Raw genomic sequence first — 25,802 nt, forward strand, 5'->3', positions numbered from 1 at the left:
CTTCAATATATATAAATATTTTTTGCAATTCTACTTAAAAGTTCTTTCATTAACAATTCTTTAGTGAAGGCATTAAAATTGGTTTTTTTTCTTCAACTTATACGTATGCGCATATACAGCACTAAGCTGACTTAAAAATCCAATAACACAAACACCAATCCAACCAAAATGTTGAAAGCTGAATGTTCCTAAATAGGAGCCCACAGCACCTCCTAGAAAATACGATACCATGTAAACTGATGTTACACGATTACGCGCTTCTTCACTTAACTGATGAATTCTAGTCTGATTACTTACATTACAAGACTGAACTCCTAGATCAAGCAGAATTACACCAATAATAAGGCCCCATAGCTGAAAGCCAAATATAATAAATACTACATAAGCAGCTATAATAACAACAATGTTTATTCCAACTGTAAATCGTGCCCCTTTTTTATCCGAAATTTTACCTGCTAATGGTGAAAATAATGCTCCAACGATTCCAGCCAAACCAAATAATCCAGCCGCATCAGTTCCCATGTTATAATGCGAGCTTTGCAGTAAAAATGTAAGTGCTGCCCAAAAGGCACTGAATGCCAAAAATACCATTGAACCAACTATAGAAGACTCCCTTAATATAGGAAACTGCTTTATTAAAACTACCATTGATTTTAAAGATTCACTATATTTTATTTTAGAACCTGCATAGCTTTTAGAAAGTGTAAACCGTAAAATCACCAAAAGCATAAACATGAAAAATGCAGCCATTAAATAAATACTTTTCCACCCCATATATTTTCCCACAAAACCACTTACCACTCGTGAAAGTAATATTCCTATCAACAATCCACTCATAATGCTTCCAATTACTTTTCCTCTTTCATTAGGATTTGCTAATTGTGCAGCCAATGGAATTAAAAGTTGAGGTACAATAGAACAAAATCCTATGCCAAACGAAGCAAATAAAGCAATGACTATATTAGAAGAAAAAAATAAAAGCAAAAGAAATACCGCAGCTCCCAATAGCATACTTAGAATCAGGTCACGCTTTTCTATAATGTCTGCTAATGGTAAAATCAGGAATATCCCAAAAGCATATCCAATCTGTGTTAAAGTTGCAAGCAAACCGGAATACCCTTGTGTAACATGATAATACTGTGCTATTTTCGCTAGCAATGGTTGCATATAGTATATGTTTGCTACCGTTAAAGCACTTGCAATGGACATGACTAAAATCAAATAATGATTCAAAGGAGATTTATTAACGCAATTTTGTTTATCTAATTTCATGAATTCAACTCCTATTCATATACGTTCATATTATGAAATATTTGATTTTAGTATATTGCATATCTTATACTATTACTAGAACGGTATTTATAGTAGTATAAATACTACCAGTTTAAAACTTATCAATATCTATTCCTATAATTTTGTAAAAAGGAGATCATTAATTATGAAAGAGATAATATCCAGATATAAGGAACTTGGTGATTTTTTAAAAACTCGCAGATCAAAAATCTCTCCTGCACAAGTAGGGCTTCCAGAAAGTTCACGCCGCAGAACACCCGGACTAAGACGGGAAGAAGTTGCGTCTCTTGCTGGTATCGGAATTACATGGTATACGTGGCTAGAACAGGGAAAAGAGATACAGGTATCCGCACAAGTGGTAGAAAGTCTGTCTCAAGCATTAATGTTAAATGAAGATGAAACACGTCATTTGTATACACTTGCAAATCAAACTTCACCAATGAGCATTCCACCACATAATCAAGTCATTAACCCCATGCTGCAACGTATATTGGACAGCTTATTACTCTCTCCTTCCATGATTCTTGATACTCGCTGGAATATTATTGCTTGGAATAAAGCAGCTAAAACAGCTCTAATAAATTTTGAAAATATAAATATTGTGGATAGAAATTACATTTGGCTGACATTTACTAATTCTAACTACAAGAACATGCTTGACAATTGGGAGCATCAAGCACAAGGCCTTATCGCCCGCTTTCGAGCTGAATGTGGTAAGTATATCGAAGACCCTTGGGTAACTGAATTTGTTGAAAAATTAAGAAATGAGAGTAAGGAATTTGATAAATGGTGGTCAATGCATAATGTTGAAAATGAAAGAGAAAGTTATAAAATTTTCAATCACCCAATAGCAGGAAAACTGACATTTGAACATAGCAGTTTTTTCGTATCAGATAATATGAATCTTAAATTATTTATCAATGCTCCAGCACCTGAAACTGATACCGAAAATAAAATGATGAAATTGATGAATGTGAAATAAAACCCCTTACAATGTTTAATTTTGAAATCTCGGTAAAATAGCCGACTATGCGAATCTTCCTATATACATTTACAAAAATAATCCTTATTTTTTCATTTTCCATTCATTTTTTGAAATAACCATCTCGTATAAATTCCAATAACCTGTTGCTGATTTTCTTACGTTCTCTAAAAACTTCTTTTTCACAAATCCTGCATTTTCATAGCATTTAATAGCACTGTGATTAAAGTCAAATACCCCAAGTGTTATCTTTTCAAACTTTAAATCTTCAAATCCAATTCTTAATACTTCTTTTAATACCTTTGTTCCAATGCCTTTACCTCTAACATTTTCTTTTCCAATTAGAAATCTGCATACTCTTCCAACTTTATTATTTTTATCTATCTCTCGCAGTTCAATAGTTCCAATGACTTCATCAGTATTAACAAATCTTATCCTATAAACAAAAATGTTTGAGTTTTCCTTCTTCACCTCATAAAAAAAATAATTTTCAACCTGTGCAAGTGTCAACGGATAACTAAACTTAGGTCCAGCCCATTGTAATAAATCATCAGCATCTTTATTCATATTCCACTCTATAATTTTTTCCAAATCATCTTTTTCAAGTAATCCAAGTTTTATCATTTCACTACCCCGCATTTTTATGTTTCTTTATATTTATATTTTTGATAAAATATGGTGCATGTCCTTATTATAAAGCACCCTTCTCTGTTTGTAAAATAGAAGTTTACCGTGGCAAATTACATTTAAATTTTAGGTTACACAAATCGTAATTGTGTTATAACTAACATATGAACAAAATGCCTTAACCACATTGTGTAAATGCTTATTTAATGCTATTATACTAAGATATGTAACTTAAACTTTATTACAAATTATATATTCACAATTTAATTGATAATTCTAAAGATAGGAAGTTTTAATAATGAAATATTTAAAAATATTTTTATTTATATTTGTTTTTCCATTTTGTGTTTTTGTATTCATTAAAACGTCGTCACTTTTTCTTTCATCTAATTCTACTTCACATTATATTTATACTAATGAAGTTGAAAAAAGAGGGAGCCCAGTTCACAGCTGGATGATTGGAGCTGACCACCTGCCTCATATGAAAGTTTTCTTTTGGGTACCTAAAAGCTCTACAACTTATATACCATATGCTAATCAAGGTGTTAGAACTAATGTAATTGGACATGGGGCAATCAATCAATGGGCAGTAATACAAACGGGGCAGGTTTTAGGCTCATACAAGCTTGTATTTATGCTTGTACCAAAAACTTTTGTGTTTACACACGGACCAAACTTTTATAAATTAACACACATATACTATAGATAACAAAATTAAATTTATTTATTTTTTACCGCAATAATTTGAATACGCCTATAATCAGCTATCCATTGATTATCTTTCCATATACTATTTTTACAAAATTTTTCTGTTTCAAATAAAATTTGTTCTGTTTCTTCATATGAAATATTTGATAAATAGCTTGCAAAAAATTGACAAACCCAATTACGTAATCCTTTTTCCCCATCATAAAGTAGCGTTGGTCTGTCATATTCAATTATATGTTGTATTTCAAAACCAGTTTCTTCTAACAACAATTTATATTCATCTTTTGATGGGAAATAAAATTCTGAACTATAAGAATATCCTTTTTGCTTTAGTGCTTTTTCAAACGCAGTTTGTATTTGAAACACGTTATTTTTTGCTCCAAATTCACAAATCAATTTCCCATTATCTTTTAATGAATTATAAATGGAACATAATAATTTTTTTTGATTTGGAATCCAATGAAAAACTGCATTAGAAAAAACAGTATCAAAATAATTTTGAAAACATAAATTTGTTGCATCTCCCACTTGAAAATTTAAGTTTGGATAATTTAATTTTGCCTTTTTAATCATATCTATAGATGAATCTATCCCAATAACAGTTGCACCTTCTTTTGCTAGTTCATTTGTTATTATCCCAGTGCCACAACCTAAATCCAAAATTTTTTGGTCTTCCTCCACATTTACTAAATCAATCATTGATTTACCGTATTCCGCTACAAAAGAATGTTTATTATCGTATAGCTTACTATTCCATTTCATAATCTATTACCTCCGTAATTTATTTATTATATTATTTCATAAAACTTTAATGAAGAATGTAAACTATGTTACAATTAGGATAACATTATTTCAACGGAGGTATTTTTCTTGGATAAGTGCAATTCATTTTTAGACCACCAAATAGACATACCTACTAAATTATTTGAAACTTTTAAAACAAAACCTGCACGTAAGTTTAAAAGCAATCAAGTAATCTATCGTCAAGAAGAAATTGCCCATAATTTTTATTACTTAAAAGAAGGCATAGTCCAGGTTTTTGTAAATTCTTCAGATGGTTTAGAAAAAATTTTAAAAATTTATAAAAATGGTGAAGTCTTTGGAGAAGCCTCTTTTTTTGATGGTTTTCCACGAATGTCATCAGCTAAAACTCTTTCTGATTCAGAAATTATAACCATTAATAAAACTGATATTATGTCATATTTTCAAAAAGAACCTTTTCTTGCTTTAAATTTTATAGAACTTTTATCGCAAAAAGTTAGGATGCTATCAAATGAGATTGATAATATTTCGTTTTTATCTGCTGAAAAAAGAATAGCTCAATATCTGATAAGTATGAATAGATACAAAAATCAGCCCATAAATTGTACCCATGAAGATATTGGAAAATCAGTAGGTGTAAGTAGAATTACAGTAAGTAAAACTTTAAAGAAATTTTCTAACTATGAATGGATTTGCACTAGGTATAAACAAATTTTTATACTAAATAAGAATTCTCTTTTGGAATTTTTAGATGCATGACATACCTTCTTATATACCTAATTTAAATAAATCAATAGTGTTTTGTCTACCAATTTTATATCTATCAGCTTCACTTATAGAACAAGTATCAAACCATTCGCAAGCATCACTAACTTCTTCAAATGGGAAATCAGTAGCAAATAATATATGATCTGAACCAAATTCCATTATAGTATTCCATAATGCGGCTGTTCTAAATTGACCACTAGTTGTAAACCACATATTTTCGCCCATATAATAATTTAATGGCTTCTTTGCCGGAATTCCTCTACTCGTTTTGTTTATTCTATTTTGTGTTCTCCAGATGGAAAATGGTAATGTTTCACCTAAATGTCCTAATATTAATTTAAGCTTAGGATATTTATCAAAAATTCCACTACACATTAATCTTAACGTATGGGTAGCTGTTTCGACTCCAAAAGCCCATGCTGCACCTTCAAGCCAAGGATGTCCTTTATATATTTGCATATTGCATGGCATTGGTTCACGTGGATGCATGTAGAATGGTACATTTAGTTTCTCCAATTCTTGCCAAAACGACAAATAAATCGGATCATCTAAATATTTATAATTATCTTCTGTGTCAATTTGTGAATAACCATTAACTAAAACTCCTACGCACCCCAAATCTTTAACCGCTCTTTGCATTTCTATAATTGCAGCATCTGGATCTTGCATTGGTAGTGCCGCAAGTCCTCTAAACCGTTTGGGATTTCTTTGAATTGCTTCAGCCATTGTATCATTTGCTTTTATTGCAATTTCGATTGCTTTCCTTTTATTATAAATTGCTTGCACTGCCGGTGAATTTAAAGAAAGAATCATCATTTCCATACCATAATAATCCATTTCATTAATACGATTTTTCATTAAATCAAGAATTTTTTTCGAAAATTCTGGCCAAACCTCATTATTAAAGTATCTTTCTGAATCCTCTAGAGTTTCCGCAATAGCAAAATGTTCTTCTAAACCTATTTTCCCTTTCATATTTACCTCCATTAAGATTTATTTCTTAATGTCATTTTATAATATATATTTTTTTAACTCTGCTAAGTAGGATACAATTTAATAACTTTTTTATTTTATTTTTTTATTGAAGTTATAAATTATAAGCCCTGCATATGCAGTATGAATTAATTGTAATTTTTTTAATTTACTTAAAACTTTTGTTACTGTAACCCTAGTAGTTCTAGAAATTCTGGCTAGTTCAGTTTGTGAAAGCGGAATAAATATTTGATTTTCAAAGTCCCCTCCTCGCTTTACATAATACTCAGCTAAACAATAAATAGTTTCCTCAACTCTCTCCTCTGCGGTAAGTCTTTGTTCAAAAATTTGTCTTGTTAATCCATTAGTTACTTTAGACAATTCCTCTAAAAGTTCTTTAGATAAATTGTTATCTTTACTAAGATATTTTTTTAGCTCTAAAATACTTATAGACGATATTATTGAATCTTCTAATGTAATAAAAAATCCAGCTGAATGATTGTCTCCGAATATAGCTTGTAACCCAAAAAGATTTTGATCTCCTAAAACCTCCACTAATTCTTCTGTACCACCGTCATTAATATATGTGTATTCAATTAATCCTTTAACAATAAAGTATAGATAATTTACACTTTGCCCCTGATTAACAATAATAGATTTTTTAGGATACTTTCTACAATTCCTATCTCTAAATATTCTCTTCCATCCGCTTAATTGATTTGGTTCAAAATTTATTCTATATTTAGGAAAATGAGTTTCATTATTACTCAAACTATTCCCTCCTTAATACAGTGATGCATGTCATACTTTAGATGAATTTTATTTCAACGTCATTTGCCAAAATTTCAATATTTTTTACTTCCTGTTTGCTAGTTAACAATACCATATGCAATATATCTTCACCAGAATTCACTACTACATTAAGTATTTCATCATCTCCAAATTTTTTACAATCTGGTTTAATTGTATATTTTTCAACTCCACTAAACACTAATTTACATAAAACAATTTCTGGTTCATCTTTCTTATACCCTTTTTGTCTCCAATTGCATAATTCAATATCAATAACTATGTTTTTATTAATCTTATCATATTGTAAATCTTCAACGGAACTGTCATGAAAATCGTAGTTTTTTATTAAATCATATAATTTCATAATATCATTCCCCTTTTAGATTTCCTATTTCCAGATACTATTTTTGTACTTTCATAACTTATTGGCATTAATAAAATATCCATATTTATACCAGTCAAGATATTTTAATTCTACATTCCATCCTCTTTTGCTATATTCATTAGCAATCTGATGTGGTGTAAGCTTATTTTTCATTCTACTGTTATCTTTGAGATACCATGCAATCTGCCTTATACCATTATTAACAATTTTAGTTATCTCCTCAAAATATCTATCCGTATCTTCAATAAACATGAACACATCTCTACTAATAAGAAAATCTATACTTTTGAAATTGAATATTTTGCTGATGTTACTAATATCATAATTAATAAACTCAAATTTCTTTTCACTTTTTATTATATCTGATAATTCGTCTAAACATCCCTTATCTTCATCTAATCCGTATATTTTTTCTATTTTGTTTTGATTTAACAAATATCTACTTAAAAAACCACTACCACATCCTAAATCAATTACCTTTCCATATAAACCATTATAATAAGAATAAATCTTATTATTGTAAAATACTTCTGCATGTTTTTTATCTACAATAACTTCATTACCACAAAAATTGCATTTTAGTTTAATAGAAAATGTAGTATCATTCCAAGGATGATGTTCATTCTGAAGAATACTACATTCATTTCCACATTTATTACAATAATTACCCCATATAATAAATTCATTTTTTTTAATCATATATCCACCTCATTTTTTAAATGATAATCACTATTTATCATTAAGGTAACCGTAAAAAAGCAGGGATAGGTGTCACTCAATTATCCCTGCTCTTTTGCATATCATCTTTAATAACAAACCCTGATTGCTTTTGTGTTCTTAAATATATTCCAATCTGATAACTATAGGTTATCGACTTTCATCTTCACACCGACTTTCTTTATTTCCGCATCTAGATGCCTGTTATACTTTTCCGCGAAGTCGATTATAATATCCAGCTGTTCCTCGGTTACTTGTTCAAAAAAGGGTTGATCTCTATCCTTAAACTCTCTGTGCATTTCCTCATGGATGTTGTAAATTTCTTTTCCTTGTTTGGTTAGCTTAAAACAAACTTCTTTCTTGTTATCTGACTTCTGATAACTTTCTATAAGCCCTTTTTTTATAAGCTTCTTGGACAATTTGCTTATGGCACCTCTTGTCATATCGAAGGCCTCTGCCAATTTTGTCACGTTGGAATCTTCATATTTCCCAATATGTTCGATACAATGTATCTCAGAAGGATTATAATTTTTAAGCTTGCTCTTCATCTTAAAGCTGTCAAGCCACATCTTTTTTGTAAACATGTTCCATAAACTTGTTATGGACTGTTCTTCTTTGCTCATTACCCGTCCTCCAAACCTTCAAGTGTTAATAATAGTATACTGTAATATTGTTTCCAAAACAACAATGTTTTATCACTAAGATGCATAACACTTATTTAATGAATATTAAGTTTAATCTCCCAATGCTAATACATTTACATCATTTTCAATTGCATATGAACAAAATTCTAGTAACTCATCAGCGAAATTTACAGTCATAATATTTCCACCTTAACTGCACTAGAATTATAGACTATGTATGAAAAAGAACCGAGGTTTTGTTCTCAGCTCTAGCTTTCTATTAGAATAGAATTTGATACCACAATTACAAATAATCAAGTAAGCCAAAAACTTAATGCATCTTCATATTTATTTGCAGATAGACTTTTATTTTCAATCCAAGCTACCAAAAATGTAATTTTGTCAAGCGTATTATCTAATACTTTGAAATAGTACCCTGTTTTGTCTTCTGCTTGTTTTATTGTGTATCCCCGAAATTTTGTTTCATCATACGAAGGTGGTTCTATAATCATTTTTTGTGTATAAAATCCCCTCTGTTTTGAATAACAAATTGATTGTTCAATCTCTTCATCATCATTTGGGTTATACATTCCAATTCCCACAGAGTATCCATTTATTGTTGTTGTTAGCGCTTCTGTGTGTTCGTCTGAGTCAAAGCGTTTCAAATTGCCGCCTGAAAAAGAAATTTTGTAAGTTATACCAATTTCAAGGTTGCTAAAATCAATAATCAGTGCATAGTTCGTTTCTGTTTGCAACATTGCAACTACATTCCTATTTTCACTGTCATAAACTTCAACTGGAATGTCGAAGTTGTTCTTTTTAATTGAAAACGGAATCCTTTTTTCCTGGTATTTAACAGTAAATATGCCAACCGGAGATGCTAATTCGGTAATATTACAAAAAACATATTCTCCCATAACCATCACCCTTTCAAATTCAAGGCCGCCATTTCAGTATATTTTAATCTCCCAATGCAAATACATTCACATCATTTTCAATTGCATATGAGCAAAATTTTAGTAACTCATCAGCGAATTTGTTTATTTCTATTTCTTCATATTTATCTTTGAGTAATTTTGCAATTTCAATTAGCTCTCTTACCTCATCTTTTTCTAATACTCTATGAGTTCGATATGGATCAAGTTTTAGTAAAAACAAACTTTTAGGCATTGTTCTATTTTTTGTTTTTATTAGATATTCTTGAATTTCCTCTCTAAAGACTATAGACTTAGTTTTTTGTTTTATTTCTTTAAATTCATTTGCTATATACAATTTTACAGCCATAATATTTTCTCCTTTATTTTAATTGTATTACTTTTCTTTGTAACTTTCCATCCATATATATTTTTTAAGTATCCTATTGGCAACTTTTTAAATTACAAAAAACATATAAAATAGTAATGTAAATATTATAAGGCTAGCAAAATTATATATGGTGAACTTAAACATATATAATTTCCCATCATATTCTTTAGAATAAAATTTATAAGATATTAAGCTTGCAAGTGAAGCAATAATTGTTCCCATCCCTCCAATATTTACACCAATCAATACTTCCTTCCAAGAATTTGTGAATTTAGATAATAAAATTGCGCAGGGAAGATTACTAATTAACTGACTTAAAAATATTGAATAAAAATATACATTTTTAATATTTGTTAATGCTTTCCTCATTAATTCATCTATAATTGTCATATTGGATAAATTTCCTATTGCTATGAAAAAGCACACAAAAGTGAGTAATAAAACATAATCTACTTCCTTAAATAATTTTTTTTCTATAACAAAGCTAACAATTAAAGTTATTATAAAGGCGACTATATAATCAACTATATTAAAAACTGAAAATAATATAAAAATAAACAACCCACAATAAATAATTCCACTTTTTTTATCTTTAATTTTTATCTTATCTAAATCATATTTTAAGTTTACATTTGAAATCCTGCAATTAAGAATAAATAACCATATTGCACCTATTATCACAAAAAATATTGTAGTCTTAAAAAATTCTAATATTCCAATTTTAAAAAAAGAAAATAAATATAAATTCTGCGGATTTCCCATTGGAGTTAGGCTACTACCAATATTTACAGCTAAGGTTTCTAAAATTACTATTTTCATTGGGTTAAACTTAGCTTTTTTAGCAATAATCATAGTAAGTGGTACAAAAGTTATTAATGCCACATCATTTGTTATTAACATTGAAGAAATAAAACATAAAGAAGTTAATATTAATGAAACCATTCTAAGGTTTTTATGTTTTATCAATATTTGAACAGCTATCCTATCTAATAATTTTAGCTTTTCAAAGGCACTTATTACTATCATAAGATTAAACATTAATATTAATACCTGAAAATTTATATAATCTAATTTTGGTGGAGAAATCATTGAAGTACTTAATGCTAAAAATAATGATATAGAAAAAACTATTTCTGTTTTAAAAATTGATATTACTTTATCCCAAAACCACTTTATATTCATAAAATATACCCCCAACACTTATAACTAAATTTACTATAATCTTTTTAATATTAAAACAATTACAATTAAACATTCATTTTTACTTATATACTCCAACAAATGCCGAGAGCGAATAATTATATAAAAAGCTTGTCTCTTTGTTACTAAATTAAATATTTTTTCTTAATCCGAATAAACACACTCTGATATTATAGCATATTTTATAATCAGCCATTATCTATTTTTTAGCTATAGCATATATGACATTCATATTAATACATATTCCTTACCTTTTGCATTTTTAACATGTTTCACCTCAAATTCATTTATAATTTTGCATAAAAAATAGCACTTGGAATTAACCAAATGCTTAAAAATATATTTAAAAGGGGTAATCTTTATGTTTACATTGTAGTTTTTATTTATGACAGTTGTATGTCGGTTTTAAGTATGATCTGTAAAGAATTAATTATAGCTTGTTAACAATTCATATAATTCGTGATAATCAATTGCTTATACTTTCCTCTAATCTTTTGCTGTCTTGATACTGAATAGTTTACATCAACTTCTTTAGTATTAAAATCTTTATACCACTCTCTTACCTTTTCATAGTCATTAATAGTTAAAATTAATTTGCCTTTTATATTGTAATACACCACTTTACAAGTAATTTGGAATTCTAATTATTTAAGAACAATTTCTATTGTATGCCTAATATTTTCATCAAGCGAAGTTATTAAATTTCTATTAATAGCAGGTTGTCCATTGAATTTGTATTCTTCACCATTTATATAAATTTCCTTAACGCTATAATCGCCATATTCTTTTTTGCTTTCATTGATATATACAATATTAAGCATTCTTTCAGCAAAGTTAATTTCAATAGCAACTTTATTTTCCTCATCAAACTGCTGTAATAATATCTTAGGAACAAATACTAAATTGCCCATTTGTCCTTTTACTCCAAACATTTCCGATACTACAGTAAGTATTAACCAACTTGCTGATCCTGTTAAATAATGATACATTCCTCTTCCTTTTTCGTTTATATATTCAGGTATACCTGGATATATTCTACTTACCTCAAAGTTATTGCAGTGGCTATATATAGTATCAATAGCCTTAAATCCTTCTTTTGCAAAACCCCTTTGATAAAGTGCATTTGCATACATAATTGCCATATGGCTAAACACTGCTCCATTTTCTTTATGTCCATAAGCAAAACCAAACATTCTTCCTAAGTCAGATTTTACTTCATTAAAATTAGTATTTAATCTATAACCACCAACAGCTTTATCATAAAGATAATTATCTGCAGATTTTATAATGCTTTCAACTTGCGTTTCTGCAGCTGTCTTACTCATAATAGTAAATACTTGACCAGTTAGCATCATGCGTGTTCCTAACTCTGTATCTCCTTCTACCCTTCTAGCATTATTGTCATAGTATCCATTATACCAACTATAACCTTCTTTATTTGTAATCCATTCATTTTTTTGAATATGCTCTTTAATCCATTTTGCTTTTCCTTCAATATCCGCAATTAATTCATCGCAGCTTATACTAGATATTTTTCCTTTCACATCATGTTTGCACTTATCACAGTAACTTTTTAATATATTTTGTTTTTCTTCTACTATGTCATAGACTTTAACATTATCTGTTAAAAGTACTTGTAATTCTTCAGCTAACTCTATATTCTTTACTTTCTTTACATCTTTTAAATACCTTAATAACTCTGCAATGTCTTGAAGGTTACCTCCGTATAGTGAACTAAATGCAACACTTTCACCCTTTTCATCTGCCATATCAAGTCCATCATTCCAATCAGCACCGTGTAACCTCAAGTTGTTGTGTTCTCCAACATCATAAAATGCTGTTAAATGTTGCACTAAGAGATGTTCTAAAATAGTTCCTTTATATTCCTCAGAATTTTGTGTGCGAACTTTATTTCCTTGACTTAAATCCCATAAATTATCTTTTTGAGTTCCTCTTCCTACTTGAAGATCCTTGAAGTAACTTTGTTTCTCTAAAAGGAAATCAATATCTCCTGTTTGTTCAATATATAATTTTGTTGTTAAGAATGGCCATGCACCATGATCCATCCATACACGGACTATATTATTTCTATCCGCTATAAATTCTCCTTGTTTTTTTCCTATAATAGTAGCATTAGTACCATCAATGCGGACCCCGCCGAAGTTATCTAATAGCATTTTGCGAACATTACTTGGATCCATAGCTAAAAGAGCTAAACAATCCTGCCATAAGTCTCTCCAGCCCCTACCACCTTTACCATAGTCATGATGCGGTAAAAATGAGCATCCGTATATTCTTCTTAGTATTGGCTGAAAATTAACCCAATGCATCCAATTATCAAATTGTTTATCTTTTGTTTTGTATGAGATATTAATCTTTCTTTCCCAATATGCAGTTGTTTCTTCAAGGCATTTATCAAACGCAGTTTCGTTAAGTTCATTTATAGCAGCATTATCAAAGTCACCTTTTGAAGCTCCAAAGCCTATAGCAACAATATAGGTATTGGCCGCATTTGCTTCAATTACTGTATCTTCAAATCGTATGGCTCCAATTGCTTCATAGCCTTCTCTTTGAGCACCTTTTTGAATTTCAAATTTTTCATTTAATAAAACACTTTTGGGAATTTCAAAAGATCCACCTTCACCAATGTATTCTTCAACTATTGGACAAAAGCCTATAGGTTTTTCTCCATTTCCTGTTGAAGCAACAACTCCATAAACTACAGTATTCCTCTTATGACCTCTCTCATCAAAGGTTAATGTTGGATTTACAATAACTCCATACTCAGTAGTTTCTATCCTATTTAAAAGAGAAGTTACATGTCTATGATCCCTAAGATTATCCGCTGAACGGCAATATAATGGTATTGCTACTGTTGGTGTTATTTTTTTAGGTTTATTGCTTATATTTGTTATAGTAACCTTCATTAATTCTATTTTTTCATCAGTAGCTGGAACAAAAGAAGTTATTTCACTTTTGATTCCAAACTTCTTTGACTTTCTAGTTATCTTATGCCACATAACACCAGCTTCTAATTCTGTTTCCTCTTTATCTTCACTGAAAACTTCAGCTTGTTGAATTGCTGAAACTCCTGTAGCTGACCATGCTCCTATTCCATCAACATATACCCAAAAGTTTCTTGATGATTTGTTATTATGGAGGTCTTCGCCGCTCACTGGAGCAAGTAAAAATGTATTTTGATCCATTTTACAATCACCATTTAAAGTTGGAGTTATGCTAGACATAACTCCAACTTCATTTGCAAGTGGAAAATACATGTAACTGTTATTTTCTGGACTTTTGAGCTTAAAAGTCCCTTTGTCATTTATAAATTTATAATTTGACATAACACTAAAACCACCTTTTCAATTTCTTAATTAAATATATATATTTATAATTTTTCACTTAATTCCATTAATCTATTTTCTTACAAGAATCTCTTTCTATAAGCTCTACTGGTATAATTTTATTAATTTTAAGATCTGCCTTTTCATTAATTTGTTTTACCAATAAATCAACTGCACTTTTTCCAATTTCAACGCTGTTTTGCCTTATAGTTGTTAGCTTAGGGGTTGTATATTTTGCTAACTCTATATCATCAAATCCTATTATAGAAATATCATCTGGCACAGTTAATCCTGAATCTTTTATAGCATTTATTGCACCAATTGCAACCTTATCACAGGCTGCAAACACTGCCGTTGGCCTTTCTTTAAGCTTTAATAAATTTATCATAGCATTATAGCCTCCAGAAACATCAAAATTCACTGCAGATACAATATATTCACTGTCTATTTTCAAATTTAATTTATTCATTGCCTTAATATAACCTTCTACTCTTATAATACTTGGCCAATTATCTGGATAATTCGAACCTGATATATGGGCAATTTTCCTATGTCCTAAATCATATAAATACCTAACAGCTAAATTGCAGCCTTCTACATTATCTGACGTTACTGTGGCTGTATTTTTATTAAACATATCTATTACTACAATTGGAAAATCACTCTCTATAAGCTCTAATGTTTCTTTATCAGATGGGTCTGTGCAGATAATTGCTATTCCATCTACAGCTCTATATTTAAAATATTCTAAAAAAGTATCATTTTTTAATCTATCATTTTTAGAACCAAATAATAATGAATATCCGTGTTTATCTGCTTGCTTTTTAAAGGCTTCTATTACTCCTGAGAAGAAAGGATGATTAAGTCCAACTCCAAGATTTTCAAAATATACAATACCTAATGTCCATGTTCTCTTAGTTGATAGAAACTGAGCTTGTGCATTGGGTAAAAAATTTTTCTCGTCAAGAATTTTTTGTATTTTAGCCCTAGTTTTATCACTTACATCAGTGTAATTGTTTATTACTTTTGAAACTGTAGTTGGAGAAACTCCAGCGATTTTTGCTATTTCATAAATTGTACTCACTTTGTATACCTTCCCTTCTTCTCTTCTATAAGCTATGTATATTATCCTTACATAATATACATAGCTTATAACATAGTAACATAAATTTCTGCTATTTCACCGTTTCTAATTTTTTCAGCAAATTCTCCGCATACTTCGTTTCCTTTAAATTTCGTTATGCCGCTATCTTTATTAACTAAATTAATTTCTTCTATGATTCCCTTTTCTGGTCCAAAAGTATCTTTATTATTTATATTTGTATAAACAAGTTTTATATGGCCTAAAATTGTAGTAATTAATTTACTATCTTTAAAGAAATCTTTTGTTACAATAGGGTTTAATCTAAATTTTAGAATTCCATCTTCACATACAAATAGTTTTTCTCCAACCATCATTAGTTTCCAAATATTAAGCATTTCAACAGTTGTACCACTTAATCTTGCTACAAAACCTCGTCCATGATTCCTTTCATCAGGATTGCTACTACTTGCAATAAAAGATGAGTTTTCTAATATGCTTCTTCCATATATCTCTGGAGCCATAAATGGCGGCATTGCAGTTTTTATATCCTCAAAGAACTCTTCATACAATCCATTTTTCATTAATTCTAAAAGGTACTTAAACTCCATATGCATAAATACTGATTCTCTTTCAAGCCAACCAGCTGTAAAACTTCTTGCTCTTCCAATTTCAAAAGATACATCTTCTATGGATTCTGAAGTTTTGTACATTTTTAATTTTTTATCATAAACATTACTTTTCTTAACAGCTTTATATACTTTGTGTTTTTCATCATTTTCTAAATTAGTCTTCAAATATTTAGTAGGTCCTTCTAAAAACGCTGGTAAGAAATTAGTTTTGAACTCTAAAAATTTTATTTCTTCTTTCTTATCTATTTCATATTTAGTTACATCATAATACATAAATGTAGGAAGGTTACCTTGGTTCATGTTCTTTGCTTTATTAATTCCTAAATCAATTTTACAAAGCATTTTACTAATTAGACTTGCAATAGCTTTTTGTTCATAAGATTCATTATTCCCACTTACTGAATATTTGATTTTTTCCCTATATTCTTCTCTTATTGTAGAAACTTTGTCCCAATATTCTAATTGACTTAATCCCTCATTTAAATTTAATGAAAGAACCTTTTCTACTTCACATATAGATTTATAAAATTCTTCTGGCAATTTTATTGAAGCTTCTACAACATCTAACTTTTCATTTATAAATAGCAATAATCTTTTTAACTCTAAAGTTTCTGAAAAATTTGAGCCAAGTAATCCTGGAAGTCCATTCATAGCATCATTCCAGCCTGGTTTTCCAGCTTCCATCTCTATTCCAAATCCCATAAGATCTAAAGTCATAAATTTAATTTCTGCAAGAATAAATAGCTTTGCAAATAAATTTGTTTTATATAAATTTCCCTGACTATCAAAAATCCAATTATCGCATATGTTCTCTTTTTTTATTAAAGCTTTGTATTGTCTAACTTTTCCATCTTCAATACTATATTTATCTTTTCTAGCCAATACGTATTCTGGAGAGTTATAAAATTTATAATTCTCATCCATAATTAATAATTCTTTTATCTTATCTGGATAAACATTTAAGTACTCTTCTATTAAATCAAGGTTGTAAGTCCAGTGGTCACTCCAGAATCCTTCGCCAAAATCCGCTTCCACCGTTTCACTACACATTTCTATAATATCATTCATTATTTCATTGATTTTTTTACTCTCAATACCCTTTGTATTTCTTAGTAAAGAATACAATTCGCCTACAGTGAATTTACCTTCTAAAGTTTTATCCAATTCTTCATTTCCATATATGCTTATTAAGTTTAATATATTTTCCTTGTTACTTTCATCTACATAAAATTTTTTTCCTTTAATCAGTAAAGGATTATAACCATCAAGCTGTATTAAATCATTAAATAATTTAATATTTTCTGTTCCTGTAAATGGGTGAATAAATACATCCATTCTCCTGTTTTGATTTACATCTCTAAAGTTTCCATTTCCTTGAGAATAGAAATTAGGTTCTATACTAAAGAAATTATAATCTCTTTCTAAATCTCCATGTTTTCTAGAATATACATAATATATTTTTTTATGTACATTTCCAAATTGTAGTGGATATCCACCTCTTAAAACATTGTCTATATAACATTGCTTTACATAGTCATCAAATAGTGGATATGCAGTTTGAGTTTGAACACTTTTGCTTATGTTGTCAATTATTTCATTACTTTCATTTATCTTAGCATTAAAATAATTTTTATTACATATTTTCTTTAATGCGCTCCTAACATCATCACCATTATTCATATATCCTACATAACTATAAATAGACGTTCTATTATTCTCCTCTAAGGCTATAGTTTTTCCTGTAAATGCACAAGGAACTTTATTGTTACAAATATTATTGTTTTGAAACAATTCTTCAATTTTACTACTGGAGAATTCTATTGGTTCTCTTAAAGATGTGTCATATCCAAATATATTATCTGGATCAACTATTGGACTTAACATATTTTCATTTTCATCAAAGGCTAGATAAAAATAACTATTTTCTACTGTGCTTGTTTTTGCAGTATCTTCAGTTGAAGATCTTAACTTATATATAGCAGTCCTATCTTCTTTAATTTCTCCTTCCATGTAACTTCTTAAGGTGTTTCCAATTTCTTTGTATGTTGCATTATCAGATCCATATGGTAATATAGCAGACAACCCATCTAATATTTCTATTTCTATTTTCACATTAGATGTATTTATAACTTCTACTTTCCTTCCCAAAGCTGAAAACTCTTCTCTCGGAATTGTAAAGTAGGTTATTTCTATATTTAAATTTAATTCGCTATTTATTTCAACCAGTCTCAACTCATTATTTTTTATTTTTATTATTCTTTTTATATTCTTATTTGTAATCATAGAAAATGGTTCAAAAACAAATTCTTCTTCATTATTTCTAACCTTTATGAAAGTTCTAAATCCGTTGCTATACACCATTTTATAAGCTTCATTAGCTGGAAAAAACTCCATTATACAATTACTTTTATCCCTTATTCCAATGCTGCTTATCGCTTGTCCTCTATTAACGTAAAATGACCACATAGGTATTCCTTCTACACCAGCAATACCTGATAAAAAACTAGCAAAAGGAGCTTTTTTATCGTAATTTTCTATAACATAAAATCCAAATTCATCTATATAATCATTTTTGGTTTCATTTATTCTCTTCATATAACACCTCTTATCTATACTTCCTAAATTTTACTTTTAAAGCCTTAGCACTACTTACATTTAGAAGTGTATTTCCACACTATGCTGCTTACCATCCTCAAAATTCTTTATAACATTACCTTGGATTTTCTCACCATCAACTCTTATAGAATATGAACAATCCTTCATTCTATAAAAGCCTTCAGGTTTTGTAATCATAACATTAATGCTAGCTTTACCGTTATTAAGAGTTAAGTTTAGTGATTTTTGTTCTTCCGCTAGTATTGGATTTATCTTTATACCCTTAGCTGTATATTCAACACCAAAGGCATCAAATAATGATAATGTAAGCCAAGTAGAAGTACCACTAAGTGTAGGTCCTATATTTTCACCAGTATCACTATTATTATATTGAGTACAGAATCTTGGGTTTCCACAGGTTTCATATGGATGTTCCATTGTGTTGTAAGGTAAAACTAGATTTATCATCCAATATGCTGTATTAGTAAGCTTTCTTGCTAATTCATCACTTTCAACCATCTTAGCTGCTTTTAGCATAGCACTTGTAGCCATCATTGTAGCATGCTTAAATATTCCACCATTTTCTCTATCTCCAGGAAAATATTCTCCTGTAGCAGTTCCCGTTGCAACCTTCTCTAAATCTGTTGGACTAATAAGTTTTATGCCATAAGGAGTTTTTAGATGAGCCTCTATAGATTCAAGCATTATTTTAATTTGTTCTTCAGTTGCACAATTAGATAAAATCGCCCAACTAAAAGAATTTAAGAAATATGTGCCATCTTTACTTGGATCTGCTGAAAGATTATCTCCTTTGGCACCAAGATAAGTGAATTCTCCATCTTTATATCTATTAAATAGGACTCTTGCAAAGAAATCATATTTCCAAGCATATTGTTGCAGATTATTATAAAGTTTATTAGATGCCTTTTTCATGTTATTAAAATATAATGTATCTTCCTTTTGTTTCCCAATTTCAATTATTTCATCTATAGCAACTTTTAATAGAAAAGCATTCATAACACTTTCAGAATAATCACTTTCAAATGGCTCCCCATCTCTTCCTGTTCTCGCAATCTGCTCCTTGTATCTTCTCTCTTTTTCAACACCATTTATAAAATCAGTATCAAGTTTAAGGCAGTCATTCCAATCCGCAAAATCAAGTAGCGGTATTCCATGTTTTCCTATTGAAATTTCTCCAGAATATCTTAAAATAGCTTTCATTGTATCATATAAGCTTCTTTTCTTTATGGGATTACTTCCTCCGATAGTGAACTGTTCATCCAAGAATCCAATATCGCCAGTAATATTTATATATCTATACACAGCCTGAATTAACCATAACCCATCATCTGACCATTTCCCTGGTTCTTTACCAACCCAGAAAAAGTTATGGTAAGCATACCCAAACTCAAATACCTTTTCAGCCCATTCCTTTATCAATTTTTTAACTAGATCTTCTTTACCCATTCCTATAAAGTAGTACATTGATGCATAAATATCTTGAATTTCTCTAAATCCCATTTCTCTATATCCCTTTTGTGTTTGATCAAAGGAACGTGATACAAAAGTTTGATATAGAACTTGGAAAGGTAAATTTTTATTTACATAAGTATCAAATTGCTTGTCTCCCGAAATAACTTGTAAATAATTTCTATATTCATTAATAAAGTTCATACTTTTATTAAAAGCATTTATTATTTCCTTTTCATTGCTGTATTTATTAATTAGCTTTTGCACTTCATTTTTAAAGGTATTTTCATCAAAATTATCATTTGTTTTAGTTGAAACTAATCCGGTTAAATTATCAATAAAAATGTCAGTTAAAGGTTGTATTTCAAGCTCACTGCTAACAGCAAAGAAACCTGGTCCTTTTCTATTTAAATTACTACTAAGTTTATATAATCCTTCTGGTCTTTCCAATGAACCACTTCCTACGAATTCACTATAGCTTGTGCAAAACTCCTTAGGAAGTACTGATCCCTTTTCATTATGTGTAATCATTGTATGAAATCTGTAGTCCCCGCTTGTATACATTGGATAATAATCTGAAGATATTGCCATTACAGCCCCTTCATCATCAACCAATACCTTTGCCTGCATAATTACATTACTGTATAAAACGTCTTCCATCAATGCACCTGGAGCCGCACTTCCAAACATACCAGTATAAATTATTTTTATATTCCTTACTCTATTGGTATTATTCTTTATTTTAATTTGTTGTGCCTCAACAGCTATAGGCATGTTCTCTTCTTGAGGAAGTAAGAAAATTAATCTTTCAATGTCTAATCCACACTTAGTTTTATAAATAATTTTAGTGTGATTTTGAGAATGAATGCATTTACCGGATTCTATATTTTCATCTGTGACATTTGCTGAATAAAATATTTGTTTTCCATCTTCCACCAAATAAAATTGACGGTTTGCAGGGAAACCATTTTCTTCTTGAAGCATATCCCATCTTGTAGCTAATACTTGCATAGCAGCATGAGATCTAAAGCTTCCTCTTCCTAATTTATCCACTACGCTCTTTGGTGTAGTCTGCAGCGGATGTGAAAAATTAATTCTATTGCCTAACAATAAATTTGTATAAAAATGTGGTCCAGGAGCCGGAGCTAATAAATCTATTTCATGTTCTCCATCTTCATTTATAAGTCCTACACCACAAATTATCTTTTGTACTATTCTGTTTATCTTATTGCAAACCTCAGAAGCCAAGGTTCTTTCAGTAATTTGTCCCTTACTACATGTTAATAAAGTCCCTTGATTTATATTTTTAGTAAGTCTAATGATTACAAATTCATTGTCATTTAAAATTCTGTCTAACATTATAGCTATTTCTCGATGCTTAAATATATCTAAGGTAACAGGAATTTTAATCGGTAAATTAGCGACGCCAACTGCCTTTTTATATGTGCTATCATAAAATATGCCATCTATAATAGTATGTTTTTCAATTCTTTCATTAAATACTTCTCTTAAGCTTTGCTCTGCAGACTGTTTAACTTTTCTAGCCACAACTTCTCTCATTTTTTTGCCTCCTATAACATTGTTATCTTACCTTTTATAATATTTTTGCTCAATATCTTGAATCATACCCTTTTCCATTAGCATTATTAGGTAACATATGATGCTAACAAAAAATAACATCAGTACCATTACTAATTTAATTTTTATGAGTATAATCCAAAGCATATACGCTGCTACAATGGATATTATACATATATAAATTTTCCTAATGAAGTACATTGCGGATAACGCCAGAACTTCCTTTTTTTTCAAATAAAATCTTGATATTATGGGAAAGATATGAAACCAGAAAGCAATGCATACAAAAATTATAATCTTAGGTATAATTCCTACTGAAGTCAAATTAGAATTATAACTAAAGTATAATATTTCAATCCAAGCTAAAGTTATAATAATTATCCCTAAGGTCCAAAAAAATACTGAATCAATAAAATTTAATTTATAAGCTTTAAAAAAGTCTTTTGTAACGTTAATGTCACCATCCCTGGTGAGTTTACCCATTATACTTAACATAGCAGTTAGTGCAGGTCCCATAGGTATTGATGACAACATTAAGATAATAATCATATACACATTATCGGTGCCATAATTTCTCATTCCTAATGCCACAAATATAAATGGAATATTCGAAACCCAAAAATACAAGTTTCCTAAAAAAAACCACCATACATAATTGAAAATAGTAAAAATAGCGCCTTGATTAAATTGACTTTTTTTATTCATACTATCCTCACCTTTCAGTCATTATTATCAAACTCCGTACTTAATAGTTATTTGAACTAGTTCTTCTACATTAGTTTCATTAAGTATATTATAAGTTTTCACCATTATTTTCTATTACACTTTTATACCAAAAACCAGAGTCCTTTATAATTCTTTCTTGGGTTTGATAATTTATATAAATAAGCCCAAATCTTTCATTATAACCTTCAGCCCATTCAAAATTATCCATTAAAGACCAACAAAAATATCCTTTTGCATCTACCCCATCCTGAGCTGCTCTCTTATATTCCCTTAAATATCTATTGAGAAAGTCAATTCTCTGAGGATCATGCACCTTACCATCAAGACTTATCCAATCTGTATTTGAAAGACCATTCTCTGTTATTAGTATAGGTTTTTGATATCTTTCATAAAAGAATTTTGGTCCCCAATATAGAGTTTCAGGAGTTATTTGCCATTTTATAGCTGTTTGATCATATCCCACATTTTTCTTTACTTTTGCAGGATTGCCATTTTGGTCCATACGTACTCTTGGACCTCTATAAATATTTAAGCCCAAAAAATCCACTGGCTGAAAAATAGTTTTCATATCATCTGCACCAATTTTAGGAAGCCACTTTTCAAAAACCTTAAGACCTTCCTCAGGATAACTTCCAAGGTAAGCAGGATCTATCCACCAGGATGAATTCCAGAGACTAGGGCCATCAAAATCAAAGGTTGCTTTTCTTGCAGCTTCAATATCTTCTTTTGACTGTGTATCCGGAAACGATACTACCCCAACAGGTGCATATCCAATTTCACAGAGTTCCTTTGAATACTTTCTGATGGTTTGAACTGCTTTTCCATGTGCAAGAAGTGCATTGTGGCTTGCACATAAAACATCACTCAAATCAAGTTTTAAACCAGGTGCATGAACTCCCTTACTATGTCCCAGTCCAATAAAACATTGAGGTTCATTTAGTGTCATCCAATGTTTAACTCTATCTGATAGCCTTTCAACAACAACCTTAGTGTATTCAGCAAACCAATCTGAACTGTCAGGATTTAACCAGCCACCCTTTTTAAACAATTCCTGAGGATAGTCCCAATGAAATAGTGTTACATAAGGTGTAATTCCATTATCCAAAAGTTCATCTACTAGTCTGTCATAAAAATCCAAACCTTTTTCATTGATTTTACCAATACCATTCGGAAGAATTCTAGGCCATGAAATAGACATTCTATAGGCTTTTAATCCAATTTTCTTCATAAGCTTAACATCTTCCTTGTATCTATGGTAATGATCACATGCAATATTTCCAGTATCACCATCCCTTACAAATCCTGGTCTTTTGCAGCATGTATCCCAAACAGAAAGTCCTCTTCCATCTTCGCCGGCAGCTCCTTCAATTTGATAAGCAGCAGTAGCAGCACCCCATATGAAATCTTTTTTAAAACTCACTGTAATACCTCCTTTTTATATTATGTTGTTTTTATTATTAACCTTTTACTCCTCCAACTGTTAATCCACCAATTATCTTTTTTGAAAGGAATGCAAATGCTATCATTATAGGAACAACAGAAATTGCAATACATGTGTATATTGTGCCAAATTCAGTCTTATAAACACCCCTTGCAACAACCTGCATAATTGGAAGTGTATATTTGTCCATATCAGTTATCAGAATAAGTGGTGTTAAATAGCTATTCCAAGTTCCTATAAATGTAAATATAGACATAGTTGCAATAGAAGGCATAATAAGCGGCAATCCAATTTTATTAAATGTAGCAAATTCACCTGACCCATCTATTCTCGCTGCTTCAATCAAGGATTCATGAACTGCACCATCTGTATACCCTTTAATAAAGAAAACGGAACTTGCATTTGCAATTGCAGGTACAATTAATGGAATATAACTGTTAAGTAAATGTATTTTACTTATTAATTGGTAAAATCCTATGAATCCTAACTGCATTGGAATCATCATTGAACCTAAAACAATTGCATAAAGTGCTTTATTACCCTTAAATTTATATCTTGAAAATCCATAAGCAGTTAAAGCACTAAAATATCCACTTACTACTGTAGTAGAAACTGCTATGAATAAACTGTTGGCAAATCCTCTCCATATATGAACACTTTCAACTAACCTATGGTAATTATTTAATAATGACTTACCTGGCAGAAGCCAGAGTTTTGATGCTATTTCTCCATTTGTATGAGTAGCATCTATGATCATTATATAAAATGGAACTACGCATATTAAACTAAGTAAAATTAAAAGTATATAACTAGCCACTTTTTTAATACTTATTGGACTCTTATTTGTTTTCATTAACATCACCCCTATTCATCCTCAACATTTCCATTTATAAATTTGAAAGTTAGTATAGATACTATAAGTATCAATATAAATAAGCCATATCCAATAGCAGCACCATATCCATAGTTTGAATTTTGGAAGGCAGTATTATATAGATACATAACAACCGTCAATGTTTGATTATTTGGACCACCTTGCCCTTGAGTCATAACATAAGGAATATCAAATGTCTGCATACCACCGATAAGTGATGTAATAGAAGCATATAATAGGGTTGGCTTTAGTAATGGAAATGTTATACTCTTAAAACTCTGCCAAGAAGTTGCCCCATCTATACTTGCTGACTCATACAATTCAGCTGAAATATTATTTAGTCCTGCTCCAAAAATTATGGCACTATATCCAAACCACATCCACCATGATATAAGTGACATTATTCCTCTAGAAGTACCTGCAGTCAAAAACCAGTTAATTGGTGCACTCACTATATGTAAGTTTAAAAGAATCTTATTAACTGCACCCGTTTGCCAATCAAATAAAAAGAAAAATAACACTGCTACTGCTGTTGGTGTAATGAGATTAGGAAGATATATAACTGCTCTAAAAAATTCTTTTCCTCTAAGTTTTTTTGTATTATTAAACACTACTGCAAGTAAAAGTGCAAAAACCATCTGTGGGATTACAGCACAAATCCACATTATTAATGTATTTTCTATAGATTGATAAAATACAGGATCATGAATAAGAGTAACGTAATTTTTAAGACCTACAAAAGTTGCATTTAGTGACATACCATCCCACTTTTGAAGACTTATAACGAAAGTATATATAATCGGATATAACGAAAACAACAAAAATATAACAAAATAAGGTATGATGAAGTATATTCCATATCTACCTTTATCTACTTTACTTTTTCCCTTTGGCATGAAACCACCTCCTAATTTAAATACCCTA

22 protein-coding genes and 1 pseudogene are annotated in these 25,802 nt (G+C 29.9%); 3 read left to right on the top strand and 20 right to left on the bottom strand.

Going from position 1 to position 25,802, the window contains the following annotated elements:
• Nucleotides 1-72 precede the first annotated feature (72 nt).
• Nucleotides 73-1,272 carry an MFS transporter gene (locus B8978_RS02745; RefSeq protein WP_084113753.1) on the bottom strand — a complete coding sequence of 400 codons (1,200 nt, stop codon included), beginning with the start codon at nucleotides 1,270-1,272 and terminating at the stop codon, nucleotides 73-75.
• A gap of 166 nt (nucleotides 1,273-1,438) precedes the next feature.
• Here B8978_RS02745 and B8978_RS02750 point away from each other — a divergent pair, with 166 nt between their 5' ends.
• Nucleotides 1,439-2,275 carry a helix-turn-helix transcriptional regulator gene (locus B8978_RS02750; protein WP_084113754.1) on the top strand — a complete coding sequence of 279 codons (837 nt, stop codon included), beginning with the start codon at nucleotides 1,439-1,441 and terminating at the stop codon, nucleotides 2,273-2,275.
• 84 nt (nucleotides 2,276-2,359) lie between these two features.
• Here the strand turns inward: B8978_RS02750 and B8978_RS02755 are convergent, their stop codons facing one another.
• The gene (locus B8978_RS02755; protein WP_084113755.1) at nucleotides 2,360-2,899 is read right to left on the bottom strand and encodes a GNAT family N-acetyltransferase; all 540 of its coding nucleotides are present in this window, start codon (nucleotides 2,897-2,899) and stop codon (nucleotides 2,360-2,362) included.
• 301 nt (nucleotides 2,900-3,200) lie between these two features.
• On the opposite strand from B8978_RS02755, the gene B8978_RS02760 reads away from it, so the two are divergent.
• On the top strand, nucleotides 3,201-3,611 hold the full coding sequence (locus B8978_RS02760) for a hypothetical protein (protein WP_084113756.1): 411 nt from the start codon (nucleotides 3,201-3,203) through the stop codon (nucleotides 3,609-3,611).
• Between the two features lie 11 nt (nucleotides 3,612-3,622).
• Here the strand turns inward: B8978_RS02760 and B8978_RS02765 are convergent, their stop codons facing one another.
• Nucleotides 3,623-4,372 carry a class I SAM-dependent methyltransferase gene (locus tag B8978_RS02765; RefSeq protein WP_084113757.1) on the bottom strand — a complete coding sequence of 250 codons (750 nt, stop codon included), beginning with the start codon at nucleotides 4,370-4,372 and terminating at the stop codon, nucleotides 3,623-3,625.
• A 108-nt stretch (nucleotides 4,373-4,480) separates the two neighbouring features.
• On the opposite strand from B8978_RS02765, the gene B8978_RS02770 reads away from it, so the two are divergent.
• Nucleotides 4,481-5,131 carry a Crp/Fnr family transcriptional regulator gene (locus tag B8978_RS02770; protein WP_084113758.1) on the top strand — a complete coding sequence of 217 codons (651 nt, stop codon included), beginning with the start codon at nucleotides 4,481-4,483 and terminating at the stop codon, nucleotides 5,129-5,131.
• A 9-nt stretch (nucleotides 5,132-5,140) separates the two neighbouring features.
• Here the strand turns inward: B8978_RS02770 and B8978_RS02775 are convergent, their stop codons facing one another.
• From B8978_RS02775 to B8978_RS02850, 17 genes and pseudogenes are all read right to left on the bottom strand, one after another.
• Nucleotides 5,141-6,115, bottom strand: a complete 975-nt coding sequence (locus B8978_RS02775) for an amidohydrolase family protein (RefSeq protein WP_084113759.1) — start codon at nucleotides 6,113-6,115, stop codon at nucleotides 5,141-5,143.
• A gap of 90 nt (nucleotides 6,116-6,205) precedes the next feature.
• The gene (locus tag B8978_RS02780) at nucleotides 6,206-6,883 is read right to left on the bottom strand and encodes a Crp/Fnr family transcriptional regulator (RefSeq protein WP_084113760.1); all 678 of its coding nucleotides are present in this window, start codon (nucleotides 6,881-6,883) and stop codon (nucleotides 6,206-6,208) included.
• 37 nt (nucleotides 6,884-6,920) lie between these two features.
• Nucleotides 6,921-7,268: a hypothetical protein gene (locus tag B8978_RS02785; RefSeq protein ID WP_084113761.1), complete on the bottom strand. Its 348-nt coding sequence runs from the start codon at nucleotides 7,266-7,268 to the stop codon at nucleotides 6,921-6,923.
• Between the two features lie 51 nt (nucleotides 7,269-7,319).
• Entirely contained in the window at nucleotides 7,320-7,988 is a 669-nt protein-coding gene (locus B8978_RS02790; protein ID WP_084113762.1) for a class I SAM-dependent methyltransferase, read from the bottom strand.
• Nucleotides 7,989-8,149: 161 nt separating this feature from the next.
• Nucleotides 8,150-8,629, bottom strand: a complete 480-nt coding sequence (locus tag B8978_RS02795; RefSeq protein WP_084113763.1) for a MarR family transcriptional regulator — start codon at nucleotides 8,627-8,629, stop codon at nucleotides 8,150-8,152.
• Nucleotides 8,630-8,943: 314 nt separating this feature from the next.
• Nucleotides 8,944-9,555, bottom strand: a complete 612-nt coding sequence (locus B8978_RS02800) for a hypothetical protein (protein WP_139795951.1) — start codon at nucleotides 9,553-9,555, stop codon at nucleotides 8,944-8,946.
• Nucleotides 9,556-9,589: 34 nt separating this feature from the next.
• Nucleotides 9,590-9,913 (bottom strand): hypothetical protein, encoded by a 324-nt coding sequence (locus B8978_RS02805; protein ID WP_084113765.1) that lies wholly within the window; start codon nucleotides 9,911-9,913, stop codon nucleotides 9,590-9,592.
• Between the two features lie 87 nt (nucleotides 9,914-10,000).
• Nucleotides 10,001-11,116: an SLC13 family permease gene (locus tag B8978_RS02810; RefSeq protein WP_084113766.1), complete on the bottom strand. Its 1,116-nt coding sequence runs from the start codon at nucleotides 11,114-11,116 to the stop codon at nucleotides 10,001-10,003.
• 458 nt (nucleotides 11,117-11,574) lie between these two features.
• A pseudogene (locus tag B8978_RS19390) lies at nucleotides 11,575-11,745 on the bottom strand (DNA adenine methylase); the annotation flags it as partial.
• A gap of 33 nt (nucleotides 11,746-11,778) precedes the next feature.
• Entirely contained in the window at nucleotides 11,779-14,481 is a 2,703-nt protein-coding gene (locus B8978_RS02815; RefSeq protein WP_084113767.1) for a GH36-type glycosyl hydrolase domain-containing protein, read from the bottom strand.
• 67 nt (nucleotides 14,482-14,548) lie between these two features.
• Nucleotides 14,549-15,565 (bottom strand): LacI family DNA-binding transcriptional regulator, encoded by a 1,017-nt coding sequence (locus B8978_RS02820; protein WP_084113768.1) that lies wholly within the window; start codon nucleotides 15,563-15,565, stop codon nucleotides 14,549-14,551.
• A gap of 65 nt (nucleotides 15,566-15,630) precedes the next feature.
• Complete coding sequence (locus B8978_RS02825; protein ID WP_084113769.1) at nucleotides 15,631-18,789, bottom strand: hypothetical protein; 3,159 nt, start codon at nucleotides 18,787-18,789, stop codon at nucleotides 15,631-15,633.
• A 60-nt stretch (nucleotides 18,790-18,849) separates the two neighbouring features.
• Complete coding sequence (locus B8978_RS02830; protein ID WP_084113770.1) at nucleotides 18,850-21,819, bottom strand: GH36-type glycosyl hydrolase domain-containing protein; 2,970 nt, start codon at nucleotides 21,817-21,819, stop codon at nucleotides 18,850-18,852.
• Nucleotides 21,820-21,846: 27 nt separating this feature from the next.
• Complete coding sequence (locus B8978_RS02835; RefSeq protein ID WP_084113771.1) at nucleotides 21,847-22,542, bottom strand: DUF624 domain-containing protein; 696 nt, start codon at nucleotides 22,540-22,542, stop codon at nucleotides 21,847-21,849.
• A gap of 88 nt (nucleotides 22,543-22,630) precedes the next feature.
• Nucleotides 22,631-23,983, bottom strand: a complete 1,353-nt coding sequence (locus tag B8978_RS02840) for a GH1 family beta-glucosidase (RefSeq protein WP_084113772.1) — start codon at nucleotides 23,981-23,983, stop codon at nucleotides 22,631-22,633.
• Between the two features lie 37 nt (nucleotides 23,984-24,020).
• Entirely contained in the window at nucleotides 24,021-24,857 is an 837-nt protein-coding gene (locus B8978_RS02845; RefSeq protein WP_242950460.1) for a carbohydrate ABC transporter permease, read from the bottom strand.
• Between the two features lie 11 nt (nucleotides 24,858-24,868).
• Nucleotides 24,869-25,774, bottom strand: coding sequence for a carbohydrate ABC transporter permease (locus B8978_RS02850; RefSeq protein ID WP_084113773.1), 906 nt, complete (start codon nucleotides 25,772-25,774; stop codon nucleotides 24,869-24,871).
• Between the last annotated feature and the right edge of the window lie 28 nt (nucleotides 25,775-25,802).

Source organism: Clostridium acidisoli DSM 12555, assembly GCF_900176305.1.
GTDB lineage: Bacteria > Bacillota > Clostridia > Clostridiales > Clostridiaceae > Clostridium_I > Clostridium_I acidisoli.